The sequence below is a fragment of the Capsulimonas corticalis genome (assembly GCF_003574315.2).
Taxonomy (GTDB): domain Bacteria; phylum Armatimonadota; class Armatimonadia; order Armatimonadales; family Capsulimonadaceae; genus Capsulimonas; species Capsulimonas corticalis.
The window spans coordinates 7,483,618-7,507,565 of the sequence record NZ_AP025739.1 but is presented as its reverse complement, the minus strand read 5'-3'; the positions used below and the strand labels follow the sequence as shown (position 1 = coordinate 7,507,565).

Sequence of the window (23,948 nt, the reverse complement as noted above, 5' to 3'; positions counted from 1 at the left end):
GCCTGCCTTGGCGTTCGTGTGGCCGCTCCCAGGCAAACCCACCCCGGAGAGGGTTTGTCTCTATCCGACGTCATCCGAGCAGCGATCCCACATCTTCCTTCGTCAGTGACTTGAAGAACCCACCTTCGGTGGCGATGAGCTGTTCGGCGAGGGCGCGCTTTCTGTCCTGAAGTTCGAGAATCTTCTCTTCCACGGTGTCGCGGGTGATGAGCTTATAGACGAAGACAGGCTTGGTCTGGCCGATTCGGTGAGTGCGGTCGGTGGCCTGGCGTTCGACGGCGGGGTTCCACCAGGGGTCGATGTGGATGACGTAGTCGGCGGCGGTGAGGTTGAGGCCGGTGCCGCCGGCTTTAAGGCTGATCAGGAAGAACGGAATCTGGTCGTCGGCCTGGAAGGTGTCGACGCGGGATTGGCGGTCCTTGGTCTTGCCGTCGAGGTACATGTACGGGATGTCGCGTTCTTCGAGCGCTTCGCGGACCAGGGTGAGCATCTTGACGAACTGTGAGAAGATCAGGGCCTTGTGGCCTTCGGAGCGCAGGGTCTCCAGGGTCTCGATCAGAAGTTCGAACTTGGCGGAATCGATGGGCGAATCGCCTTCGATCAGGCGTGGGTGGTTGGCGATCTGGCGCAGGCGCAGCAGGGCCTCCAGCACGCGCATGCGGGCGCTGTTCATGCCGCCGGTATCGATCAACTGGAGCAGCTCGTCGCGGAACTTATCGCGCGTTTCGTTGTAAAGCTTGCGCTGGGCGGGCTCCATCTCGGCGGTCAGGATCCGCTCTGTGCGCGGCGGCAGCTCGGTCGCCACTTGATCCTTGGTGCGGCGCAGGATAAACGGGAAGACCATTTTGCGTAAAAGATCCGCGCTGCGTTCGTCCTGTTTGCGCTCGATGGCGTTCGCGAACTGATCCCGGAAATACTCGAAGCTTCCCAGGAGGCCCGGATTCAAAAAGGCGAACTGAGACCAGAGCTCAACGGTGGAGTTTTCGACCGGCGTTCCCGTAAGCGTCAGTTTGTGATCGGCTTTGAGAAGGCGCGCGGACTTGGCGGTCTGCGACGCCGGGTTCTTGATCGCCTGAGCTTCATCGAGAACGACATAGTGGAATTTGTACTTGCGTAGAAATTCGATGTCGCGCATCATCACGCCGTAGGTCGTCAGAATGATGTCGTATTCATCGAAGTCGTGCGTGTTCTTGGTCCGGCTGTTCTCGCTGTGCATTAGCACGCGCAGGCCGGGCGTGAACTTGGCGGCCTCACGCTCCCAGTTGAACAGGAGCGAACGAGGCAGCACGATCAGGCTCGCGGCCTCGGCGTGGCCGCTTTCGCCCAGCGACTGCAAAAAGGTCAGCGCCTGGACGGTCTTGCCGATGCCCATGTCGTCGGCGAGGCAGCCGCCCAGCTCGTAGTCGTGCAGGAAGTGCAGCCAGTCGTAGCCGTGTTTCTGGTATGGCCGCAGCTCGCCTTCAAAGCCTTTGGGCAACGCGTGCGGCTTGATCTCCGAGAAGGCGCGCAGGCGGTCGCGGCGCGCGTTGAACTCGACGTCTATCTGTACCGCCGCTTCGTCTTCTTCGAGGAGCTGATCGATCAGGGCGATATGATCGTTGCCGATCCGCAGGCCGTCCTCGGTGGTTTCGGCGAAGGCGAAGAGGTGCTTGTATCGCTCCAGCCAGTCCTCGGGGATTGCGCCGATGGAGCCGTCGGCGAGCTTGATATACTTCTCGCGCCGCTTCATCGCCTGCCGAATGACTGACAGCGGGACCTCCTGATCGCCAAACTGCGCGACAGCCTTGACATCGAACCAGTCGATCCCCGACGACACCGAGAAGTTCATGGTCGGGCGGTTGCGGTTGATGCGCGCGGAGGTCAGATGCTCCTCGCCATAGACATCGAACCCGGCCTCGGCGAGCTTGGGGACATGGTGCAGCAGGAAGTCCACCGGTTCGGTTTTGGCGCGCAGCAGGAAGATGTCCGTGCTGGGACCGCGCTTAAGGCCATGCTTGGACATCTGCTGCCAGTGGGCTTCTTCCAGCTCCGGATGACGGTGAATGCGGACCATCGCCGCCTCGCCGGGCTTGCGCCGGGTGACGATCGCGCCCGGCTCGCCCGCCGTGATCTCGTGCTCGCCGTAGCCAAAGCGCAGCTGCGCGCGCATCTGCTGATCTTCTTCATTGAGATAGATGCGCGGCGCCGGCGGCGAATCGTGTGTCTCCCACGAGACCATTTCTCCCCGCACCTGGACCTGCTCGGTCAATTGGGGCAGGTAGGCGTCGAAGAAACGGTCTTTTTCGGCGTTGGGAATAAAGATCGGCTTTTCGCGCGTGGCGCTCATCAGGCCGACCAGCGCATCGCTCGTTCCGGTCACGGGATAAAGGGCGTCGCCCTCCAGGAGCCACATCGGCTCCTGATGGACGATGACATGCTTTTTGAGATTGAAGGCTTCCGGGCGATCGTTGCGCGTGATGACCGGCTGAATCTCCATCCCTTCGGCGGCCGCGTGCAGCTCCAGTTCCGCCGCCGCCGGCTCGGTCAGGATTTTGAGAGGCTTTTGCAGCGGATCCTGCTCGGTCCCGCGAAAGACGATGCAGTCGGCAAGCAGCGGGAAGATCTTGTCCAGGGCGAGGGGCTTTGCGTTGTAGTAATAGTAGTACGTATACTGCTCGTTCATGCCGAGCAGCTGCGCGACGAGAATACTGGAGGAGGTCGCATTCAGATACTTCGCCGTCGCGCTGATATTCTTGATCGCCGTCGCCTTCTTGGAAAGCCCCAGCGTCTTCACCTGCGCCGCGACGGCGGCGTGATCGTGGATATTGATACTGGTGAAGTTGCTGGCGGGGATGCTGTACGCCGCGATCGACCACTCCATGCGCCGTGATTGGAGGCTAAAGAACAGCAGCGACTGCGTCGTGCGCGTCTTCTTAGTCTGCTTGGGCGTCAGGACATCGGAAAGCGCCATCTCCCACTTGCCGGCCTTCTCCGTCTCAAAGTGCTGGGCGAGAAAAAGCGCCGCCGCGACTTTGTGCTTGCAGATCGTCTTGGTGAAATCGCGCGCCACCGGGCATTCGCAGTCGAAATAGGTCTTGCCGCCGTCCACCCAAACGCACACTTCATACGGCTCCGGCAGCGAGCCATCGACGTATAGAACCGCCTCGTTGCTGTCGAGATGCGAGAGCTGGACCTGACCGTTATTGTAGTAAGCAATGCCTTTTCGGTAGGACTCGGGGTCGGGCGATCCGGCGAGGCGGCCTGGGCTGAGGCTTTCGAGGTTGAGAATTTCGGAGGATTTCGTCTGGGACTGCGTGGCGGGTGTCAATTGTGCGGGGAGCCATTCGATTGCCATTTTAAATTCCAATAGGATTGATCCAGCATTGCCGGATACGGTTGTCGTGGCGAAAGCCAAAACGACCGGCGGTTAAAACCGCGCCTGCAATAGCGCAGAAGTCCCCCTTCGGGGACTACATAATCCGAAACGGGGGCGTCTCTCATGTGATCTCACATCAGACGCTCACGTCTCCGATAATGTAACCCACGCAGGTGGGTTTTTGCGCTCTTGCAGGCGCGGTTTCAACCGCCGGCCTTTGAGCGTTGGTCAATAAACAGGTTGATACAAAGACTTCAAACAGGTTGATACAAAGACTTCGCGAAGTCTCTACTCCGCCTTATCGTCCTTCTTCGGCGGCCGCTTGATCGTCAGTCCCAGCTCACGCAGCGCTTTTTCCTCGACTTCGGACGGAGCGTCCATCATCGGGTCGTAGCCGCCGCCGGCTTTCGGGAAGGCGATGACTTCGCGGATGCTGTCGTCGTCCGTTAAGAGCGTGATCAGGCGGTCAAGGCCCGGCGCGATGCCGCCGTGGGGCGGGGCGCCAAAGTCGAAGGCGTCCAGCATGTGTCCGAACTTCGCGGTGATCTGCTCGTCGGTGTTGCCCAGCATCTTGAAGATGCGCTCCTGGATGTCGCGCTTGTGGATACGGATCGAACCGGAGGCCGATTCCTGGCCGTTGCAGACCAGATCGTAGCAGTAGGCGCGGCAGATGGCCGGGTCGCTCTCCAGCAGGTCCAGATGCTCTTCGTGCGGCATCGCGAACGGGTTGTGTGCGAAGGTCCACTTCTTGTCGTCCTCGTCCCATTCAAAGACCGGGAAGTCCGTGACCCAGCCGAAGGCGAGCGTGTTCTTGTCCGCGAGGCCCTTGCGCGCGGCGATCTCGCGGCGCAGGCGGTCCAGCACCTTCGCGACGACGGCGGGCTTGTCGGCGGAGAAGGCGACCATGTCGCCCGGCTCCGCTTCGGCGAGCTTGAGCAGTCCGTCGATTTCCTCGGGCTTCAGGAACTTCGCGATGGGCGACTTCACGCCTTCTTCCGTCACCAGAAGATACGCGAGGCCCTTGGCGCCGAAGTCCTTGGCAATCTGGGTAAGATCGTCGATCTCTTTGCGCGAAAGCGACGCGCCTCCAGGGTAACGGATCAGTTTGACCTGACCGCCGCTGTCCAGAGCGCCGCGGAAGACGACGAACTCGGTGTCTTTCAAGACTTCGGCGCAGTCTTGCAGCTCCAAGCCGTAGCGCAGGTCGGGCTTGTCCGAGCCATAGCGTGCGATTGCCTCATCGTACGTCAGGCGTACGAATGGTTTGGTGATCGTCTTGGTCGAATTGGTCTCGACGACATGGATCATCAGCGACTCGATCAGCTCCAAGATATCATCTTGGGTCACATAGGACATCTCCAGGTCGAGCTGCGTGAACTCCGGCTGCCGGTCCGCGCGCTGGGCTTCGTCTCGGAAGCACTTGGCGATCTGGAAGTAACGCTCGAACCCGGCCACCATCAGCAGCTGCTTGAACTGCTGCGGCGCCTGGGGAAGGGCGTAGAATAGGCCCGGCTCCAGGCGATAGGGGACCAGGTAGTCGCGCGCGCCTTCCGGCGACGACTTGGTCATGATCGGCGTCTCGACTTCGATGAAGTCGCGGCCGTACATAAACTCGCGGATCGTCCGGATGACGTCGTGCCGCAGACGCATCTTCTCGTACATCTTCGGCCGGCGCAGGTCGAGATAACGGTACTTCAGGCGCACCATCTCGTCGACTTCCTTGCCTTCTTTGTCCTCGGAGATCGGGAACGGCGGCGTCTTCGCCGGGTTCAGGAGCTCGATCGTTTGCGCGACGACTTCCACCGTTCCGGTCTTCAGGTTCGCGTTCTCCGTACCTTCGGGACGGCGGCGCACCGGGCCGGTGATGCTGACGCAGAACTCCGACCGCAGCTTCTCCGCCACGGCCAGCGCGTCGGCCGCCTGGCTGCCGTCCACGGTCACCTGTACGATCCCCGTCCGGTCACGAACGTCCAGGAACGCGATCCCGCCCTGATCACGATTGCGGTTCACCCAGCCGTTCACGGTGACGACTTGGCCCACCTGTTCTTCCGACACTTCCCCGCATGACACTGTCCGTTTTGAAAACGCCACTCCGATCCTCCTCCGCCCGCCATTGGTCGTGCAAATATCGCTCTAGTATACCTGAAGAGCGCCCCTAATCCAAAAAAACGCCCTGCCCGGTCACGCGGCGCGGAAGGAGGCGGCCGGAATCCGACTGGAGTTTCTCGGCGAAAAAACCGACAATCTAACCAGGTAAAGATAACGGCGCCGGGATCGCGCTCGTCGTCGTCAGTTTTGGACGCTATGAACCAGCAAGAGATATATGGACGGAATTTGAAGCGCATACGGCGGTCGCAGAACCACGGCCGATCTCTGCTTGGCGCTAAAGCGCGGCCCGCGCTGGCGGCGCTGGCGCGATTCCGCACCTTCTCAAACGCGTCGTACGAAGCGATCGTCATCAGCGAGCAAGGCCGGATTGTCGATGTCAACCGCCACTTCGTCGATATTCTGGGCTACGAGCGACATGAGGCGATCGGTCAGCCGGGGTTGATGCTCGTCATTCCGGAAGACCGCGAGCTGGCGCTCGCGAACGCCGCCGCCGGGATGGAGACGCCATACGAGATCCGGATGGCGCGGCGCGACGGAACGACGTTCGCCGCGGAGATCCGCGGGCGAACGTTGAGCTACCGGGGGCGCCGCGCGCGTGTGACGACGGTTCGGGATATCACCGACCGCCGCCAAGCCGAGGACAAGATCACTTCCCAGGCGCAGCAGATTCAGGACTACAATGTCGTCCTTGAGTATAAGAACCTTGAGCTGGAGACCCGGGTCGATGAACGCACACGCGATCTTCAGAACCTTTATCACGAGCTCCAGGCGCGCGAAGCGCAGTACCGATTTTTAGCCGATATGATGCCGCAGATCGTCTGGACCTCTCGTCCAGACGGCAACCTGGACTATTACAATCAGCGGTGGTATGACTACACCGGGATGACGTTCGTGCAGACGAAAGACTGGGGCTGGAAAGACGTGATCCACCCCAACGATTTCGAAAACTGCGCCAGGCGCTGGTCGCGGGCGGTTGAAACCGGCGGCGACTATGAAGTCGAATACCGCTTGCGGCGCGGGGCGGACAACCAGTACCGATGGCATCTCGGACGGGCCTACCCATTCCTCGGCCCGGACAAGGAAGTGCTGTACTGGGTTGGGACCTGCACCGATATCGACGACTACAAGCAGGCGGAAGAGACCCTGCGCCGCACGCACGATGAGCTGGAGCTGCGGGTGAATGACCGCACCGTGGAGCTGGCGGCGATCAATCAGGAGCTGCATGAAGAGATCGCGGAGCGACGGCGGGTCGAGGCGGCCCTGAACGACGACGCGGAGCGCTCGGCGTCGATCATCGAAACGCAGTATGAGATCGCGACGGCGGACTTTGAACTTGACGGAACGCTCAATCTCATCGTCGCGCGCACCATGGAGTTGACCAGGGCGCATGGCGCCGTCGTGGAGCTCGCCGAGGGAGATGAACTGTTCTACCGGGCGGCGTGCGGCTCAGTTTCGAGCAATGTCGGCCTTCGACTGAAGATAGGCGAGAGCCTCTCGGGACGATGCGTCCGCGAAGATCAGGCGCTCTGGTGCGACGACGCCCTGGTCGATCCTAGGGTCAACGCCGACGCCTGCCGAAAACTGAACATCCGATCCATGATTGTCGTGCCGCTGCACCGCGACCGGCAGACGATCGGCGTATTGAAGGCGTCGTCGGCCGATCCGCGCGCCTTCAATACGCGAGACTTGCAGACGCTGCAATTGATGGCGGGATTGATGGGCGCAGCCATTTCCCGGGTCTCGGATTACGAAGAAAAGCGCGAGCTGCTGGCGGGACAGACACAGGCGTTGGAGGAGCTGGAGGCGACGGCGGACCTGCTGCGCGCCCAGACCGATGAGCTGACGCAGGCGCGCAATCAGGCGCTGGCGTCCACGCAGGCCAAGTCCGAATTTCTGGCCAACATGAGCCATGAGATCCGCACGCCCATGAACGGCGTCATCGGCATGACCGGGCTGCTGCTGGACACTCCGCTCAGTGAAGAGCAGATGGATTACGCGCGGACGATCCAGAATAGCGGCAATGCGCTGCTGACGATCATCAACGATATTCTCGACTTCAGCAAGATCGAAGCCGGAAAGATGACGATCGAATCGGCGGACTTCGATCTGCGCTCCGTGCTGGAGGAAGTCGTCGATCTGATGACGCCGCACGCGCAGGGGAAGGGGCTGAAGATCACATACGCCATGCCGCCGGAGTTCCCAAGCTTCCTGCGCGGCGACGGCGGCCGGATCCGGCAGATCGTAACAAACCTGGTGAGCAACGCCGTCAAATTTACCGAGCGCGGCGAAGTCTCCATCGCGGTGGTTCCTCTGCAAGTCACGGAATCGCATACGGATCTGCAAATCTCCGTGCGGGATACCGGCATCGGCATCCCCCCCGAGCGCCAGGCCGCCGTGTTCGAAAGCTTTACGCAGGCCGATGGAAGCGTCACCCGCAAATACGGCGGCACGGGACTGGGCCTGACGATCTGCCGGCAGCTGACGGAGCTGATGGGCGGACAGATCGGCCTGGAAAGCGTCTCCGGCTCCGGCAGCACGTTCTGGATCCGTCTCAGCCTGATCCGTTTGGATCAGGTGCGGGAGCGGGCGGTGATTGCGCCGGCGGCGATGGGCCGCTTGAACCTGCGGGTTCTGCTCGCGGAGGACAACGCCGTGAATCGCAAGCTCGCGCTGCGTCTGCTGGAAAAGTGGGGCTGCGCGGCGGACGCCGTGGGCGACGGCGCCGAGGCGCTTCGCGCCATTTCGCGGAAGCGATACGATGTGGTTCTGATGGATGTCCAGATGCCGGGGATGGACGGGCTGGAGGCGGTCGGGCGTCTGCGCCGCCAGGAGCAGATCACGGGCGATCGTTTGGCCGTGGTCGCCATGACCGCGCATACGATGCAGGGCGATCGCGAACACTGCCTGGCGAGCGGAATGGACGACTATATTGGAAAGCCGGTCAAACCGGACGAGCTCTATGCGGCCTTGGCGCGCTGGGGAAGTAACTCGATGAGGAACGAAAAGACGATGAATGCATCGACAATGAACAATGACGAGAATTCTATCTTACGCATGGACCATCTCTTCGAAAGCTGCGGCGAGGATTCCGATCTGGTCCGCGAGGTTCTGGAGATGTTCCTGGACGCAACGCCGGAGATCCTGGGGCGGCTGGAAGCAGCCGTCGCGGACCGGGACGGCGGGCGCGTCTCGTTTGAGGCGCACACCCTGAAAGGCAGCTGCCGGACGCTGGGAGCGGATGCGCTGGCCGATGTCTCCATGCGTTTGGAGCAGGCCGGCAAAGCCGGCGATCTCGCCAACGCCGACGCCGATTTCGCGCTGGCCTCCGAGGAGTTCGAGCGCCTGTGCGCGGTGATTGAATCCGTATTGAAGCAGCCGGAGCAGGAGCTCGCCGCATGAAAATCTTGATTGCCGAAGACGATCCGATCTCCGCGCTCGTTCTGCGCAAGGCGCTGGAGCGGATGGGTCACGAAGTCACCGTGGAGACAAACGGCGCCAAGGCGTGGACCGCGCTGCAGAACGGCGCGTTCCGGCTGGTCCTTTCCGACTGGATGATGCCGCAGATGGATGGACTGGAGCTCTGCCATCGCATCCGGATGCGCGAGGGCGCGCCGTACGTCTATCTGATTTTGCTGACCGTCAAAGGCAACGCCGAGGACCGCACGGAGGCGCTGGACGCCGGGATCGACGACTTCTTGGTGAAGCCGCTGGACTCCGCCGAGCTGGTCGCCCGCATCGAGGTCGCGCAGCGCATCCTGAAGATGAAGGATGAGCTGAAGCTGAACACCGGCCAGCTCGAAAGTCTGAGCGGCGAACTGCGCGAGCAGCACATGCAGCTGGGCAATCTGCTGGTGGATCACGGCGTGATCACGCCCGAGCAGCTGCATCAGGCGCTGACGGAGCAGACGCAGAGCCGGGAGCGCCTGGGCGCGATTTTGCTGGCGCATGGGTGGGTGACCGAGACGCATATCACGCAGGCGCGCAGCCGCCAGATGGATGTGCCGTTTGTCGCTGTGGAGCGCGAGACCCCCGATCCGTTCGTGCTGGCCCTCGTGCCGTTCGACACCGCCCGCCGCCATCAAATGCTTCCGCTCTCCGTCCAGGACTTCGAAGGCTCGGAGATGGGACGCCTGCGTCTCGCGATGGTGAATCCCTGGGACATTGAGGCGATCGACCTGGTGCAGCGCACCACGCGCCGCCGCGTCGAGCCGTACCTCGCCAGCAAGCCCGAGCTGATGGAGGCGATCGAGCAGGCGTATCACGGCGTGGATAGCGACGCCCAGGAGGATGTCCTTTCGGATTCGATCCAGGCGGCCGCCACGGACTTGCTGTCCGAAGATCTGGCCGACGAGATCGATACGGCGGAGCTGATGCGCCAGAGCGATCAGGCGCCGATCATTCGTTTCGTCAACACGCTGTTCGCCGACGCCGTCGCGCGGCGCACCTCGGACATCCATATCGAGCCGCAGAAGCGCAACTTCCAGATCCTTTATCGGATCGACGGCCGGCTTCAGCCGATCCGCACCGTTCCGCGCCAGTTCCTGGCGCCGACGACATCGCGCATCAAGATCATGGCGGACATGGATATCTCCGAGCGCCGGCTTCCGCTCGACGGCCGTATCGCCCTGCGAATCCATGGCCGGCCGATCGACCTGCGCATCTCGACGCTGCCCACGCACTACGGCGAGCGCGTCGCCATGCGAATCCTGGACCGCGCCAACGCCTGCCTTTCCCTGGAGCAGATCGGCTTCACCGGCAAGAACGCCGCCGACTTCCAGGACTTGATCAACAAGCCGCACGGACTGATCCTGGTGACGGGACCGACCGGCTCCGGAAAAACGTCCACGCTTTACGCCGCGCTGAACGCCCTGAAATCCACCTCGTCGCCTGGCGTCGCCGGCCGCCGCAATATCATTACGTGCGAGGATCCGATCGAGTATGAGCTGGAAGGGATCAGCCAGTCCGCCGTCAACGAGCGCGCCGGCCTGACCTTCGCCCGGCAGCTGCGCGCCATTCTGCGCCAGGACCCCGACGTCGTTCTGGTCGGAGAGATCCGCGACGCCGAGACCGCCGAGATCGCCATGCGCGCCTCACTGACCGGCCACCTCGTGCTGAGCACGCTGCACTGCAACGAAGCCGCCGGCGCGGTCAGCCGCCTGCTGGACATGGGAATTCCTGAGTATCTGATCGCCTCGACTCTGATCGGCTCGATCGCCCAGCGACTGGTGCGCCGCCTCTGCCCGCACTGCCGCCGCGAAGTGCCCGTGGAGCCCGCCACCGCCGCCCAGTACGCCGGCGACGCGCCTAACTTCGTCTATGAACCCGCCGGGTGCCCGCAATGCGACAATCAGGGAACCAAAGGCCGCCTCGCGGTGCATGAAGTTCTGACGGTGGATCGCGATATCCGCAAGCTGATCATGCAGGCGTCCGACACCAAGGACATCCGCCAGGCGGCCATCCGAGGCGGCATGGTGACGATGTTCGCCGACGGCCTCGAAAAAGCCGCGCAGGGTCTGACGACCATCGGCGACGTCCACGCCAAAGTCAGCTCCATCGGCGACGATGATGAGGACGCGCACACGCGCAGCGCGATGGCCGGGCTACAGATGCTGGCGTAAGACCAACGCCAAGGCGACCTCCCCTGGCCTCCGGCGCCGTTGCAAACCTGCCTCCGGGGCAAACCCACCCCGGCGCTTCGCGCCACCCCTCCCGCCGACGGGAAGGGTTATTCAGAGTGTGTTATCGTAGACGACTCTCGTAAGAGGCAATCCTACAAACCCTTCCCGTCGGCGGGAGGGGGCGGCCGAAGGCCGGGGGTGGGTTTGCCCCGGAGGCAGGTTTGCAACGGCGCCGGGGTGGGTTTGCCAGGGAGGGGGCGGCCGAACCGCCGGGGGGCGGGTTGTCACGTCTCCGTCCTCTTTACCGCCATAAATCCCGCGAATAGGGCGCAGCCGAGCGCGACGGCGTAGGGGAAGCCGTATTTTGGGCTGACGCTCATGGCGGAGCCGACGAGGAACGGGCCGACGAGCGCGCCGATGCCCCAGGCGACGCTCATGATCGCGTAAACTCCCACCAGATCGCCGCCTCGGAACCGGCTGCCGACAATTGTCAGCATCACCGTGTAGATCCCCACGAACACGCCTCCCCAGACAAACGCCATCGTGTAAGCGATCCAGGCCGTGCTCAAGGTTAAGGGCCAGAGCAGCGCGCCGAGAGTGGAAAGGATCGCGAGCGCCAGGGCGAGGCGGCGCGGGTTGACCTTATCGGCCAGCCATCCGATGGGAAGCTGCAAGAGGACGGCGCCGAACATCAGGACGGAGACCAGGCGCAGGCCGGAGCGTTCGGTCCAGCCGTTGTGCATGGCGTAAAGCGCGATGAAGGAAAGACCGGCCGTCTCCACACCAGCGTTCAGCAGCGTGGTCGCAATGGCGATGGGGGCAAGCTGAAGGTATCGCCAGGGCTGGGTGATTTCTGCCTGTGTCCGCGCCGGCGGCAGCACCCATGGCAGCAGGATGGGAATCGCGGCGAGCGCGGCGAGGGCCGCGCCGATCATATACGCGATCCGTCCGGGGCCGGCCAGCGACACGATCGCCGGTCCGCCGGCGAAGCCGATGGACAGGGCGGCGGTGTAGATCGCCATCATCTGGCCGCGCGAGCGCGCATCGCTCAGATCGTTGGTCCATGTTTCCGAGAGTACAAACAAAGTTTCAGCGGCGATCCCCAGCAGCAGACGCATGGGAAACCAGAGCCAGATCCAGGAAACGTGCGGAAAGATCGTCAGGACCGACGCGCTGAGGGCGAGCGCCGTCACGATCAGCGCCCGCGCGCCGAAGCGCGCCGTCAATCGCGGCAGAAACGGCGCGATCAGCAGCACCCCCAGCGCATGCATCGCCGCATTCAAGCCGATCAAGAGCGCGCTGCCGCCCCGCGACTCTAAATTCGAAGCGATCAGCGGCGACGTCAATCCGTACGAAAGCCCGAAGATCGCGGCGACGGCGATCACGGCGGCGGAGGAGGCGAGACGCCTGCCGTTCGGCGGCGTCGCCAGCTCCAGATCGACCGTTTCGGCGGTCTCCATCGGCTCCGCGCTCGGATTGTTATGGCGATCGCGCAAGCGGCGGACCTGTTCACTCCGCTCCAGCAGCATTTGCGTCAGCGACGTTGGAATGTCGTTTGGCGGATGGACGATCGTGTGCATGGCGCGCACAAAATCCAGCGCCAGCCCCGGGGTCCAGGCCATCGTCTCGCCGCGCTTGGACATCTCCCCCGCGACCCACAGTTCCGGCGTGAGCAGAACGCGCGCGAATGTCGCCCAGTTGCGGCCCCACTTCTTCCCCGCGACCCCCTCCAGCGCCGTTTCCAGCGCCAGCACCACGGTGCTGGAGCAGTTTCGGTAGGTCAAGTTGTAGGTGTTGTCGCGGCTGTAGTCGGCCCAAAAGGCGCGCAGCCGCACGGAATCGTACTCGGAAAAGACGATTTTGCGCGTCGATTCGCACCATCCGGCGGCTTCCTCGGGATAGCTTGGCTGAAAGAGCCCCTCAACATTGTTCTCGTCCGTCGCCCGCAGGATCCGCATAAATTCGTCCGGATCGTGCTCGATCTCGACGGCAGGGTAATGGCTGATGTAGAGATCCGGCGGCGCCTCCAGCGCCGCATGGCCGGTGGAGACCACGCCCTGCGCGTCCACGGCGGCGATGTAACGATCCACGACCGGCTGCCGCAGCGGCTTGTCGGCAGTCCCCGCAGCCGTCCAGACATGCACTGTCAGGGGAAGCGGAGCGGGTGTGTCGGAATCCGCGAAGGGGTAAACGGGCGGCAGTCCGTCGTTGCCGCGATTGAGCAGATGCGCCACGGACGCGCCGGCGGGGATCACTCGGAGCCGCAGCGCGAGCCGCAGCATGCTCCATCCGGCAAGGAACAGCCAAACGCCGATGCAGTACTCCGCCGTTCCGGCGTAATAGGTCGGCAGCGGCTCGAAAAGGAAGATCGCGAACAGCAGCTCCAGCACGCCGGCGCCGACGGCCATCCGCCAGCCATGGAAGCGCACGACTGCCGCCGACGCGATGCGCAGTCCTCCGTCCAGCGTAAAGATCACTCCAAAGAGGATCGCCAGCGCCATGTCAAAACGGTGCTGGCGCCCGATAATCAAAAGCGCGACGATCACCGAAAGCAGCGCCTTGACATACCGCAGCGCCCGCATCGTCCGGCTCCCTTTGGGAACGATCGCCAGCGTCACCGCCGCTTCCAGCAGCATGACGAATCCAAAAGCTCTGAGTGGGAAATAGATGACGCCATCCAGGGCGTCGATAAACAACGCGACTCCGAGCACCAGTGAAATCGCGCCGAATACCGACAGCGCGCGCCACCGCCTTCGCACGAAATCCGTCCCCATCAACAACAGCGCAAGTCGCAGCATAGCCGTGTCTCCAGTCGTTCGCAGGACAAAGTTCGCCCTAAAGTGTGATGGGTAGAGGTAAAGTGATGGGTTTGTACGTCGAGGTGATTATGGCATAGCGACTCGTCTTACAAGTCGAAACGCGCCGCGAAATTTCCAAAGTTCATGAAGATCCGCCCGAGCGCATACCCGGAGGCGGCGGCGGTATGACAATGTCGCCGCCCGTTGCCCGGAGAGATCCGTCCATCACCTCGTCATCACGATAGGCAATGGGAAGCGAATCGGGATAGGTCCGGTGGAGCATCTCCAGATACCAGCCGGCGTACAGCCAATCCGCCCCGTAACCGGCCTCGCATATCTCCGAAAATCGAGCGATAAACAGCCGGGCCAACCCGCCCGCATCGCAGTGTTCCGCATCGTCCCACTGAAAATACCGCCCCTGCGAACTGCTGGAATACACCGCCGCCAAATTCCAGTCCGCCGCCATGGCCCCATTCGCCGCCAAAACATTCAACACCGGCGTCACCGCGCACCGCCAATGCGCCCCTGACGCCGACATTCCCGGCGAAATCCGCAGCCGCTGATACCCACGCCGATGCAGCTCCCCGACCATCAGCAAAATATTCCGTGAATAAGTGATGCTCATACCTTGAAGTCCCTACGAGCACGTTATTCCCAACTCTTAGCCTTTTGTGGAACATTGGCGCTAAAACGGAAACCGCACGTGCATCTGATCGACGATATCTTGATGGGGCCCTTGGTATTCCTGCACATCCGGCCATTGGCTCCAGGGTATCAAATAGCGTTTTAGAGTTTTGATCGGGCGACGGTAATCCCGGTCTCTCGCCTGATAAAATGTCACAAGCGGACCGTCCACGAGATGCCAAACGAAGGCGCGGGCGCGTGACCTTGGATACTGCTTTCGAAACTCCGTGCGGCATAGACGGATGTATCCAGAGACTTCGTCCGGATTTGCGCTGCAAAATATATCTGCGCTCGGCGCGTTCCAGGCTTCAGACGGCAGTTCTCGTATTTCCCAACTGGAGTGATTGATGAGTTCTCCTCCTGAGGCGTCTAGCTGTAGCTCATCATATTTTCGGTCTGCTTTGCGCTTCGATTCGATCATCGCTAAGGAATGCGGATAAATTATTCCCGTCGTATCGATGAGGGAGTCGTCATCACAGATTTTAGCGCCGCATTCTTTGACGGCGTACGCCGCCAGCGCCTCCGTGAGAGATGGGGCCTGGATGAGTTCCGTGATGCAATGGGCGAATGTGCGCTGGAAAATAATGTAGTGCGTCATTTAAGATATTCGATTTCCGCTTCCATACGCGCTATCGCCGCGCGCACGTCGTCCCATTCGTAGTCTCTATGGATGCGGCCAAGCGCGTTCTCACAAATCGTCGCGCGATAATCTTGTTCTTGCTCTAAAGAGTGGATATCGATTGCGATTTCAGGGCGCGCCCAATGCTTCTTGATCTCGTCAACGCGCGTCGCCATCGTGTCGATCAAGCGTGCGCCGAACGACTGAACCTCGTGAATGAAGTCTCTCTTAGGCATGGCGACTTCGCCATGTTTTGCGTCCCAAACGAGAACTCCATCCTGCAAGATGTCACGGCAATCCCAGCGGATATGCACTTGATCGTCGGTTGACCATAGCCAAATCTTGGGCGGGATGCGAAGATGACCATTGCTCCAGGTACGGCTGAACCACCATTGCAGCGCCGTCTCGTAAGTCTCCCAGGAAGTTTCGTCCTCGGATGTCTCACGCCATTCAGCCGCGCGTTCTCGCCATTGGCCCCATGCGTCGGCGTCGGATACTCGCGTGGCTAAGTCGCTGGGAAGTGGATCGAGAATTGAGGGGACCAGTTCCAGCAGATCTTCCCAATATCGCGTGACCTGATAGTCGTCAAATGGCAATGGTGAGATCGTGGCTTGCGGCTCTTGCGCCCAGTGATTGAGGATTTCCTGCGAATAGCGAAAGGGCTGCTGGCCGCCGATGTCGATCCAAAACCAGCCGTCCGTCAGGCCGAACCAATGAAGGCTGAGAGAATTGTTTCGGCTGGGAGTACTCCAGGGAGCAATCTTGTCGGTGGGTTTGAGGCGAAAATTGAAGAGCATGTGGGCGCGTCCTTGACATCGCTATCGATGACGGCGCGATGTTTGGTAAAGGATAGCAGGAAATGTCGCAAAGGGAGTGATGCCTGTTGAGACGATAGGCGTAAACACAAAAATCGCCTGCCCGATGGGGAAGGCGATTTTTGCGTAGTCGTGGAAGGTTAGCGGCGCGTCACTGCATTTTCTGCTGTTCCTGCTGGAGCAGCGCCATCAGGCCGCTGCTGGCCGGGCCAGGCTGCGAGTCGCCGATGTTGGTGACGTTGTTGATGTTCCACATGTTGACGGTTTTTCCGGTGTCCGTGGGATGCATCGATTTCACATGGCCGTCACAGAACAGGAAGTTCGTGAGGGTGGAGTGGTTGATGAATTGCGAATCGTTGGCGTCGTCCCAGAACTCCGGATCGGTCCGGCTCTTGACTTCTCCCACCTCGATCACCTGGGCCACCGACTGAACGGCGGATATAGCGATCTGCCCGTCGAAGTGAGGCGTAGCCCACCAAATACTGGCGTCGGGGTTGATCGGGCCGGGGCCGCCGTAAAGGTAGCTGTTATTGAAGCCGCCGTGAGACGCCACATAGCTGGTGGGGATGGTGTTGTTGGTGCCGCTGACGAACGTCGAATCCGAATCATCCGGGCACTTGAAGACGCCCGTACTCTTGACGTAGGGCATAATGAGCGAATGCCATGGCGTGCTGCTGGCGTCGCCAAGCCGGCAGACAGGGTACGTCTCGTCGTAGTCCTGTACGTACTGCGTGATCCCGAGGCCGATCTGCTTGAGGTTGCTGACGCAGCTGATCTGGCGCGCCTTTTCCCGCGCTTTCGCAAACACCGGAAAGAGAATCGCCGCAAGGATTGCGATGATGGCGATAACGACGAGGAGCTCAATGAGAGTAAAGCCGGTCTTTGATTTCACATTCGGATTCATGATTATTCCTTCTTCGAAATCTCCCATGAGAGATGATTGATTGGACAATAAGAGTGGTTTGTAAGCTTACGTTAAGTTTATAATAAAATTATATCACTGTCGCTACTGTCTGTCAAGCGTTTTTTTGAGACCACTTTCTTCTCGGCTCCCGGTTGACATTCGGAACGTCCCATGCTACCATGTTTGTAAGTTTACAAATGGCTTTCAATCGCCTTGCGACGATGGCGGCGGCTGGCAAAAGGACTTTCTGTGGCGACCATCAGGGATATTGCAAAGGCGTGCGGCGTTTCGGCGATGACGGTTTCGTCCGTGTTAAATAAGCGGCGCGGCGCGGCCAGTCCGGAGACCCAGGAGCGTATTCTTCGCATGGTCGAGGAGATGGGCTATCGGCCGGGCAGCAATAGCCGCGGCGCGGCGCGCCGGTACACGGACATCATCGGCGTTTTGATGGCTGACTGCAACTGGAGCGCGCTGGCGTCGGATCGGTACTTCGGACCGATCCTGGATGGAATCTTCGAAGCGTCTAAGACTTACGGTCAGAGCACGCTGATTATGACCGAGGACACCTGGGAGCAAGCGTACGAAAACGCCGTCCGGTATTTCGACGGACGCTGCGACGGTCTGATCCTGATGCTTCCCACTCTGCCGGACGAATTACTCGTCTCGTTTCACAAAACGCACATCCCCTTCGTGTGCGTCGGCGAGAGCCACATGGAGCCTTCCCTTACGGTTGTCGATCTGGACAATGTCGGCGCCGGGCATGACGCGGCCAACTATCTGCTGGAAGCGGGACATCGGAAAATTGCGCTCTTTAGCGGGGATACGAGCTTTCTGAGCAGTTCGGGCCGCGAGCAGGGGTATCGCCTGGCGCTTGCGGAATGGGGCATTGAGATCGACGAGCGCTCGATCTTTCCCGGCAGATATAACGCCGCCACGGGATACCGGCGCATGCGCGAACTGCTCACCGGCGATCCGGCAAGCTTGCCCACCGCGATCGTGTGCGGCGACGACTGGATCGCCTTTGGCGTGATGCAGGCGATCCACGAGTTTGGATTAAAAGTCCCGGACGACATCTCCATCATCGGGATCAACAACAATCCCGAAGGCGCCGCCTCCAGCCCGCCACTTACCACGATCCATCACCCGCTGCGCATGATCGGTCAGCGTGCGGTGGATGTCATCATGGCGCAAATGAGAAACGGCGCGACGCCCGGCGAAAAAGCGCTGCTGCGCGGCGAGGTTATTATCCGTTCATCGGTGAGCGCCCCAAATCGAGGGCGGCCCGGGGTTTGATAACCCTGAGTTGACGGCTTAAACCGCGACTATCTGGTGACGATCGTCCCCATCTTGACGACCTCAAAATCGCTTCCCTTGAGCTGCTTGAGCGTGTTCATGTCATTGTCGTTCCAATGGGTGTCGGTCATCCCCTGGAAGTACCAGTTGCTGCCGTTGTCGGCGAGGATCATGCCGTACTTCTTCATGGCGGTGAGAACCACTTTGGCCCCAGCGGGGTAACCAGAGATGTTGACGCTTGCTTTCAGGCGGACGCGCATGCCCATGGGGGGATACTGTGCGCCGGTCAGGCTGCTCGCGAAGTGACTTGCGGGGGCGGTGTAGGCGTGGCGCGTATGGACGCAGGTGAATCGAATGGCGTGTTTGATAACACCGGCGGTCACCTCATCGCGGCGGACCAGCCCGGGGAAGATGGGAAGCCCGGCGGCGTCGGCGCTGGTCCATCCGGCTGGCCGTGTCGCGTTCGTATTCAAATTCCAGATCGCGCCCGCGCCCGCCGTCCAGCCCTTGCCGCCGGCGGGGCGATTGGCGGAGAACATTTCGTAGAGCAGCCAGTGGTCGCGGTCAATGACCAGAACATGGCCGTCGGAGCCGCCTTCGATCGGCGCGTTCGCGGGAATCGGGTAGGGGCCTTTGTCGCTCTCGCTGGCGTAAACAAATGAGACCGGGACTTTCGCCTGCGTTCCGCTGACGACGACATAAGGAATGCCATACGAGGCGTTACTGCCAAAATCCGGATGAATATGCGTCGCCGCGCCGATGGATGCGATGAGCGTATTCGAGTTCGGATCGACCGGCGCCGTATCAATTGCCGTATTCCAGGCGTTGTTGGTCGGGAAGACTTGCTTGCCATGCAGGCTGGCCCCAGCGCCAAGGTCCGGCGTCCCCGTGACGCTCGCAATCGCCGCATCTTCCATGACTCCGGTCGTATCGGACGCGGACGGCCCCGCCGCGATTGACGACGGCCCAACCCCGCCGCAAGACGACATCGTCATCGTCGCGGCGACGGCAAAGGCGCCGATGGCAAGCCGAATGGCTGCGATCGTCTTTGGCGCATTTGTGAGAATCTTCATGTAAGCCCCCATCCGTGGTCAAAACTATCTCATTATAACATGGAGCCCCACAACTGTGAGGAAAGCAAAACAGCGCCTCCCCAATCGGGAAGGCGCTGTTTCGTTTTGTCACTATTTCACGAAAGCTTAGTGCTTGGGCTTGTCGGCCTGGTCCGAGGAGTGGCCGGGGTTGACCTTCGCGGTGGGGTCGACGAAACCCTTGGCGTGGTTGACGGCGATGGCGGCTTCGCCGAAGCCGGTGGCGATCAGTTTGAGCTTGCCGTCGTAGGTGCAGATGTCGCCGGCGGCGTAGACGCCAGCGATGTTCGTTTCCATGCGCGAGTTGACGAAGATGGAGTTCTTCTCGATCTCCAGCCCCCATTCCTTGATCGGGCCAAGGTTCGTCAGGAAGCCGAGGTTCAGCAGCAGCGCTTCACACTCCAGCTTGAACTCTTCCTTGGTGCGGTTGTCGAAGATGGTGACGGCCTCGACATGCTCTTCGCCGTGGACTTCCTTCAGCTCATGGAAGGTGCGCAGGTCGATCGGAAGCGACTTCACCTTTTCGATCGTGTCTTCGTGCGCCTTGAACTTGTCCGAGCGGTGGATCTGGGTGACGCTGACGGCGTTCTCGTGCAGGTTGATCGACCAGTCGAAGGCGCTGTCACCGCCGCCGACGATCACGAGCTTCTTGCCGGCGAGCGAACCCTTGTCGCTGACGAAGTAGTGCAGGCCGCGTCCTTCAAGCTCGGCGAGTCCCGGGACATCCATCTTGCGGGGCATGAACGCGCCGACGCCAGCCGCGATGATGACGGACTTGGCGTAGTGCGTCTGGCCCTTGTCAGTCTCCAGCGTGATCACGTCGCCGGGAATCAGTTTGGTGACCTTCTGGTCGAGCGCCAGGGTCGGATCGTACTGGATCGCCTGCTCGTTCAGGTTGGCGACGAGGTCGCGGGCGTACACCTTGGCGTAGCCGGCGACGTCGAAGATGTACTTCTCCGGATACAGCGCCGAAAGCTGGCCGCCGACTTCGGGGAGGCTGTCTATGATCTTCGTCTTCATGCCGCGAAGGCCCGCGTAGTAAGCCGCATAGAGGCCAACCGGTCCGGAGCCAATAATCGCTATGTCAAAAATTTCTTCTGGATTGATCGCGTTTTCCGCCAAGGTAACTCCCCACTTTGCAAATGATTTCTTGAAATACTGTACTTTAGCCCCGTTATTATGGGGCGCCCGCAAGGTTTTTGTCAAGGAAAGCGCTTATCGCGATTTGACACTGCTCTGTCTTTCCGGGTAAACTATCGCGGTGTTTTTGTGTGCGCCGGCGATTCGCTGAGCGCCGGAGTAATGATCTTTTGACAACCAAAGTCGGTCTGGTGCAGCTGGGCTGCGCCAAAAATCAGGTGGATGGCGAGGAGATGCTGGGCGCGCTCGCCGGAGAAGGCGATGTGCAGTTCGTGGGAGATAAGCAGGACGCGGATGTCCTGATCGTCAACACCTGCGGATTCATCGAGAGCGCCAAGGAAGAAAGCATCAATGCGATCCTGGACGCCGTGCGGCTGAAAAAGCGCGGCAAGCTGTCCCGCGTGATTGTGACCGGATGCCTCGCGCAGCGCTACGGCGCGGAGCTGGCGAAGGAAATCCCGGAAGTCGATGCGTTTCTGGGAATCGAAAGCGCCCCCGCCGTCGGCAACGTCGTTTTTGGCCCGCGTCCCGGCCAGAAGAACCTTGTCATGGCGGTCGCCGACAAGTACCCGCTGGTTCCCCCCGTCCGGCTGCGCGCTTCGGGCTCTCCCTGGACCGCTTACCTGAAAGTTTCCGAAGGCTGCGACCATACCTGTACGTTCTGCGCGATTCCCGGCATTCGCGGCAAGCATCGCTCCAAGCCGATTGAACGGCTTGTTCAGGAAGCGACGCAGCTGGCGGCGTCGGGAGCGGTCGAGTTAAATCTGGTCGCCCAGGACACCACGGCGTACGGCATGGACCTTTACGGTCGCCTTGCGCTGCCCGAGCTTCTCGAAAAGCTTTCGGCGGTTCCGGGCATCCTGTGGCTGCGCCTACTGTACTGCTATCCGACGATGGTGCGGCCCGCGCTGATCGAGGCGATCAACAGCCTGCCGCAGGTCATTCCCTATATCGATATGCCGCTCCAGCACGGCGACGACGCCATGCTCAATAAGATGAAGCGCGGCGGCAATGTCGATCAGTATCGGCGCTTGTTCGACCGGATGCGCGAAGCGATCCCGGATCTGACGCTGCGCACCACGTTTTTGGTTGGCTTTCCCGGTGAAACCGAAGAGCAGTTCGAGAACCTGGCGCAGTTCGTGCGTGATGTGCGGTTCGACCGTGTCGGCGTGTTCACCTTCTCGTCGGAAGAGGGAACGCCGGCGCATGAGATGGCCGATCCTATTCCCGACGACGTCATGCGCCGCCGCAAGGACGCCTTGATGGCGATCCAGCAGCCGATCAGCCTGGAGCGAAACAATCGCTGGGTGGGCCGCGAGCTGGATGTCCTGATTGAAGGCCGACGCGGAGAGGCTGCCGTGGGGCGCTCGTTCCGCGATGCGCCGGAAATCGACGGCGAGGTAATGGTCGCGGGAACGGACGCCGCGCCGGGAACCGTGGTGCGCGCGCGGGTCACCGAAGCGCTGCCCTACGACCTTTGCGCCGCCGCCGTATAGTCTTTCACCCGTAAGTCTGGGCGCGCCGGGGCGCCGTATTCACTATTTGTCAATCATCTCGAGGAGAACGCATGGCGACCACGAAGACCGCAGAAAAGAAGCCGACCGGCAAGAAGTCCGGCGCTCAAACAGACGCCGATCCCAAGGCGAATCTTGCCAATGAACTGCTGATCGCTCGGCTGCATCAGGGCCTGGTCGCCCTGGGCGAGCCGGCCCGCATCAGCGAACTGGTCCGGGAGATCGGCGATGAGGCGATCACCACCGGTCTGGTCCGGCACACGCTGGAGACGAACCCGCGCCGCTTTGTCGCGGTGGATCGCCGCTGGGACGTCACGCAGCGCTACCTCGATAAGCAGCGCCCCGTGGTCCGCACGCTGGAGGAGATCGTCGGGATCTACGGCCAGCCGATGCCGGTCCTCGAAGCCGCCACCGAGCTGGGACACATCTACGGCCGCGTCCACGAGCACTTCGACCAGGTCGCGCCGCGCCTTTTCCGGGGAAGCGCCTACTTCGCCGGCGGCGAGGATTCGTACGGCCTTAGCGCCTGGCTTCTGGATATCGAAAGCCCGAAAGAAGCCGACGTCCTCTTCTATAACTATCTGACCAAGGATAGCGTCGCCGCGTTCGCCGCCGCCGCCGAGGGCCTGGACTGGGAAAGCGATCCCGTCGGCTCCGCCAGCGTGCTTGTGGATTCCGCCGAAGGCGCTCCCGTGGACAATCGGATCGTTCAGTACTACGCCTGGAAAGCCCTGGGCGACGATGATTTCGACGGCCCCGCGCTCTACGACGCGATGTTCCGCAGCCCGGATCTGTTTATCGCGCTTCCGGACCATCGCTGGGTCTCCGCGACCGCTCTGGAAGACGTGCGCGCTGAGTGGACCGCGCTGGCCGCGACCGTCGGCGAAAGCGCCGAGGACCTGGCCCCGGAAGTCAGCGACGAGCCCGCCGCGCCGCTGTCCGTCACCGAAGGCGATCTGGCCGAGCTGCAGCGCTACTTCGCGGACCGCGACGAAGTCGTCACCGCGCAGGAGCTGCTGGAGAATGTCTTCGAGGTCCTGCCCGGATCCAAGACGTTCGACGCCGATATCGTCACGCTCACCGAGTATCTGCGCACGCAGGCCGAGGACTTCATCTGGGTCGGCACCAGCCGCTTCCATGCGCCGGACACCCTGCCGCCGTACCTGGGACAGGTTCCGGAATCCCTGACCTTCCCGGTCCTGCCGCGCTTCGAGACCGCCGATGGCGAGATCCTCGACCAGTCGCTGGCCGACGACGCGTTTGACCGCGGCCTTCAGGATGCGATCCTGGATCCGCTGGCGCAGGATGTCAACGATCAGGAAGACGGCGAGGTCACGCTGTGGCCCGACGGCGTCTCCGCCGAATCGAAGTCGCTGCGCCTCGTGCTCAAGTCGCATCACAAAGAGATCGGCACCTTCCCGCTGGCGCAGGTCCCGCGCGGGTTCTTCCCCGCCGAGCCGAACATCGTCGAAGTGACCCTGCGCGACGCCTCGGGCGCGGCGTACCCGGTCTACGTGGACTACGATGTGCAGCTCGTGTACGGCCTGTTCGACGTCTACGCCGACATCGCCGCCGACTCCGGAGCGGTCTTCACGCTGGAGAAAACGGATGATCCCGCCGAGTTCATCTTCGGCTTCGGCAACGAGACCGACAAGGATGTCTATGTGAACGCCGAGCGCTTCTCCGTGCTGACCGACTATCGTTCGGAAGTCGAGGGCGGCCCGGTCTCCACCTACGATATCGTCCGCACCATCCTGGAGCACCACCACAAGGGCGCGTCGTTCCTGGCGCTGCTGACGGAAGTCAACATCGTCCGCCGCACGCCGCGCCGGCTGCTCGCAAGCATCTTGAGCGGCTACACCGCGTTCTCGGAGCGCGCGAACCGCTGGACATTCGATTCGAAGAAAGAGCCGGAAGGCTTCGACAAGCGTAAGGTTGAGTTCATCCTCAAGTAGCCTCGCGCGCAACGGCGGCCGCGCGGCCGCCGTTGCGCGCTACTCAACACTCT

General features: G+C 61.6%; 14 protein-coding genes. 5 read left to right on the top strand and 9 right to left on the bottom strand.

Annotated elements, in window-relative coordinates; translation table 11 throughout:
* Window positions 1-70: 70 nt before the first annotated feature.
* Window positions 71-3,334 (bottom strand): DEAD/DEAH box helicase, encoded by a 3,264-nt coding sequence (locus tag D5261_RS32765; protein WP_301002375.1) that lies wholly within the window; start codon window positions 3,332-3,334, stop codon window positions 71-73.
* Window positions 3,335-3,643: 309 nt separating this feature from the next.
* Entirely contained in the window at window positions 3,644-5,446 is a 1,803-nt protein-coding gene (gene aspS, locus D5261_RS32760; protein ID WP_119319813.1) for an aspartate--tRNA ligase, read from the bottom strand.
* 243 nt (window positions 5,447-5,689) lie between these two features.
* Here aspS and D5261_RS32755 point away from each other — a divergent pair, with 243 nt between their 5' ends.
* Together D5261_RS32755 and D5261_RS32750 are read left to right on the top strand one after the other, a co-directional pair.
* A complete protein-coding gene (locus D5261_RS32755; RefSeq protein WP_165863956.1) occupies window positions 5,690-8,863 on the top strand; it encodes a PAS domain S-box protein in 3,174 nt (1,057 codons plus the stop codon).
* Window positions 8,860-11,082 (top strand): ATPase, T2SS/T4P/T4SS family, encoded by a 2,223-nt coding sequence (locus D5261_RS32750; RefSeq protein WP_119319811.1) that lies wholly within the window; start codon window positions 8,860-8,862, stop codon window positions 11,080-11,082. Before D5261_RS32755 ends, D5261_RS32750 begins: the two co-directional genes overlap by 4 nt.
* 284 nt (window positions 11,083-11,366) lie before the next feature.
* On the opposite strand, the gene D5261_RS32745 is transcribed toward D5261_RS32750, so the two are convergent.
* From D5261_RS32745 to D5261_RS32725, 5 genes are all read right to left on the bottom strand, one after another.
* On the bottom strand, window positions 11,367-13,880 hold the full coding sequence (locus tag D5261_RS32745) for an MFS transporter (RefSeq protein ID WP_218025500.1): 2,514 nt from the start codon (window positions 13,878-13,880) through the stop codon (window positions 11,367-11,369).
* A 142-nt stretch (window positions 13,881-14,022) separates the two neighbouring features.
* Window positions 14,023-14,505 (bottom strand): hypothetical protein, encoded by a 483-nt coding sequence (locus tag D5261_RS32740; RefSeq protein WP_125205806.1) that lies wholly within the window; start codon window positions 14,503-14,505, stop codon window positions 14,023-14,025.
* Between the two features lie 60 nt (window positions 14,506-14,565).
* Window positions 14,566-15,162 (bottom strand): hypothetical protein, encoded by a 597-nt coding sequence (locus tag D5261_RS32735; RefSeq protein WP_119319809.1) that lies wholly within the window; start codon window positions 15,160-15,162, stop codon window positions 14,566-14,568.
* Entirely contained in the window at window positions 15,159-15,980 is an 822-nt protein-coding gene (locus tag D5261_RS32730) for a DUF5984 family protein (RefSeq protein WP_119319808.1), read from the bottom strand. The genes D5261_RS32735 and D5261_RS32730 overlap by 4 nt, the downstream gene beginning before the upstream one ends.
* A gap of 169 nt (window positions 15,981-16,149) precedes the next feature.
* Window positions 16,150-16,902 carry a DUF1559 family PulG-like putative transporter gene (locus tag D5261_RS32725; RefSeq protein ID WP_165863955.1) on the bottom strand — a complete coding sequence of 251 codons (753 nt, stop codon included), beginning with the start codon at window positions 16,900-16,902 and terminating at the stop codon, window positions 16,150-16,152.
* Between the two features lie 249 nt (window positions 16,903-17,151).
* Here D5261_RS32725 and D5261_RS32720 point away from each other — a divergent pair, with 249 nt between their 5' ends.
* Entirely contained in the window at window positions 17,152-18,195 is a 1,044-nt protein-coding gene (locus D5261_RS32720; RefSeq protein WP_119319807.1) for a LacI family DNA-binding transcriptional regulator, read from the top strand.
* 29 nt (window positions 18,196-18,224) lie between these two features.
* Here the strand turns inward: D5261_RS32720 and D5261_RS32715 are convergent, their stop codons facing one another.
* Window positions 18,225-19,268 carry a hypothetical protein gene (locus tag D5261_RS32715; protein ID WP_119319806.1) on the bottom strand — a complete coding sequence of 348 codons (1,044 nt, stop codon included), beginning with the start codon at window positions 19,266-19,268 and terminating at the stop codon, window positions 18,225-18,227.
* A gap of 126 nt (window positions 19,269-19,394) precedes the next feature.
* Entirely contained in the window at window positions 19,395-20,408 is a 1,014-nt protein-coding gene (locus tag D5261_RS32710; protein WP_245992472.1) for an NAD(P)/FAD-dependent oxidoreductase, read from the bottom strand.
* A 188-nt stretch (window positions 20,409-20,596) separates the two neighbouring features.
* On the opposite strand from D5261_RS32710, the gene rimO reads away from it, so the two are divergent.
* Window positions 20,597-21,922 carry a 30S ribosomal protein S12 methylthiotransferase RimO gene (gene rimO, locus D5261_RS32705; RefSeq protein WP_119319805.1) on the top strand — a complete coding sequence of 442 codons (1,326 nt, stop codon included), beginning with the start codon at window positions 20,597-20,599 and terminating at the stop codon, window positions 21,920-21,922.
* Window positions 21,923-21,993: 71 nt separating this feature from the next.
* On the top strand, window positions 21,994-23,895 hold the full coding sequence (locus D5261_RS32700; RefSeq protein WP_119319804.1) for a hypothetical protein: 1,902 nt from the start codon (window positions 21,994-21,996) through the stop codon (window positions 23,893-23,895).
* Window positions 23,896-23,948: the final 53 nt, after the last annotated feature.

Coding starts and splice junctions, on each gene's coding strand:
- D5261_RS32765 (WP_301002375.1), bottom strand. CDS start 3,334: ATGGCAATCGAATGGCTCCCCGCACAATTGACACCCGCCACGCAGTCC.
- D5261_RS32750 (WP_119319811.1), top strand. CDS start 8,860: ATGAAAATCTTGATTGCCGAAGACGATCCGATCTCCGCGCTCGTTCTG.
- D5261_RS32745 (WP_218025500.1), bottom strand. CDS start 13,880: ATGCTGCGACTTGCGCTGTTGTTGATGGGGACGGATTTCGTGCGAAGG.
- D5261_RS32740 (WP_125205806.1), bottom strand. CDS start 14,505: ATGAGCATCACTTATTCACGGAATATTTTGCTGATGGTCGGGGAGCTG.
- D5261_RS32735 (WP_119319809.1), bottom strand. CDS start 15,162: ATGACGCACTACATTATTTTCCAGCGCACATTCGCCCATTGCATCACG.
- D5261_RS32730 (WP_119319808.1), bottom strand. CDS start 15,980: ATGCTCTTCAATTTTCGCCTCAAACCCACCGACAAGATTGCTCCCTGG.
- D5261_RS32725 (WP_165863955.1), bottom strand. CDS start 16,902: ATGAATCCGAATGTGAAATCAAAGACCGGCTTTACTCTCATTGAGCTC.
- D5261_RS32715 (WP_119319806.1), bottom strand. CDS start 19,268: ATGAAGATTCTCACAAATGCGCCAAAGACGATCGCAGCCATTCGGCTT.
- D5261_RS32700 (WP_119319804.1), top strand. CDS start 21,994: ATGGCGACCACGAAGACCGCAGAAAAGAAGCCGACCGGCAAGAAGTCC.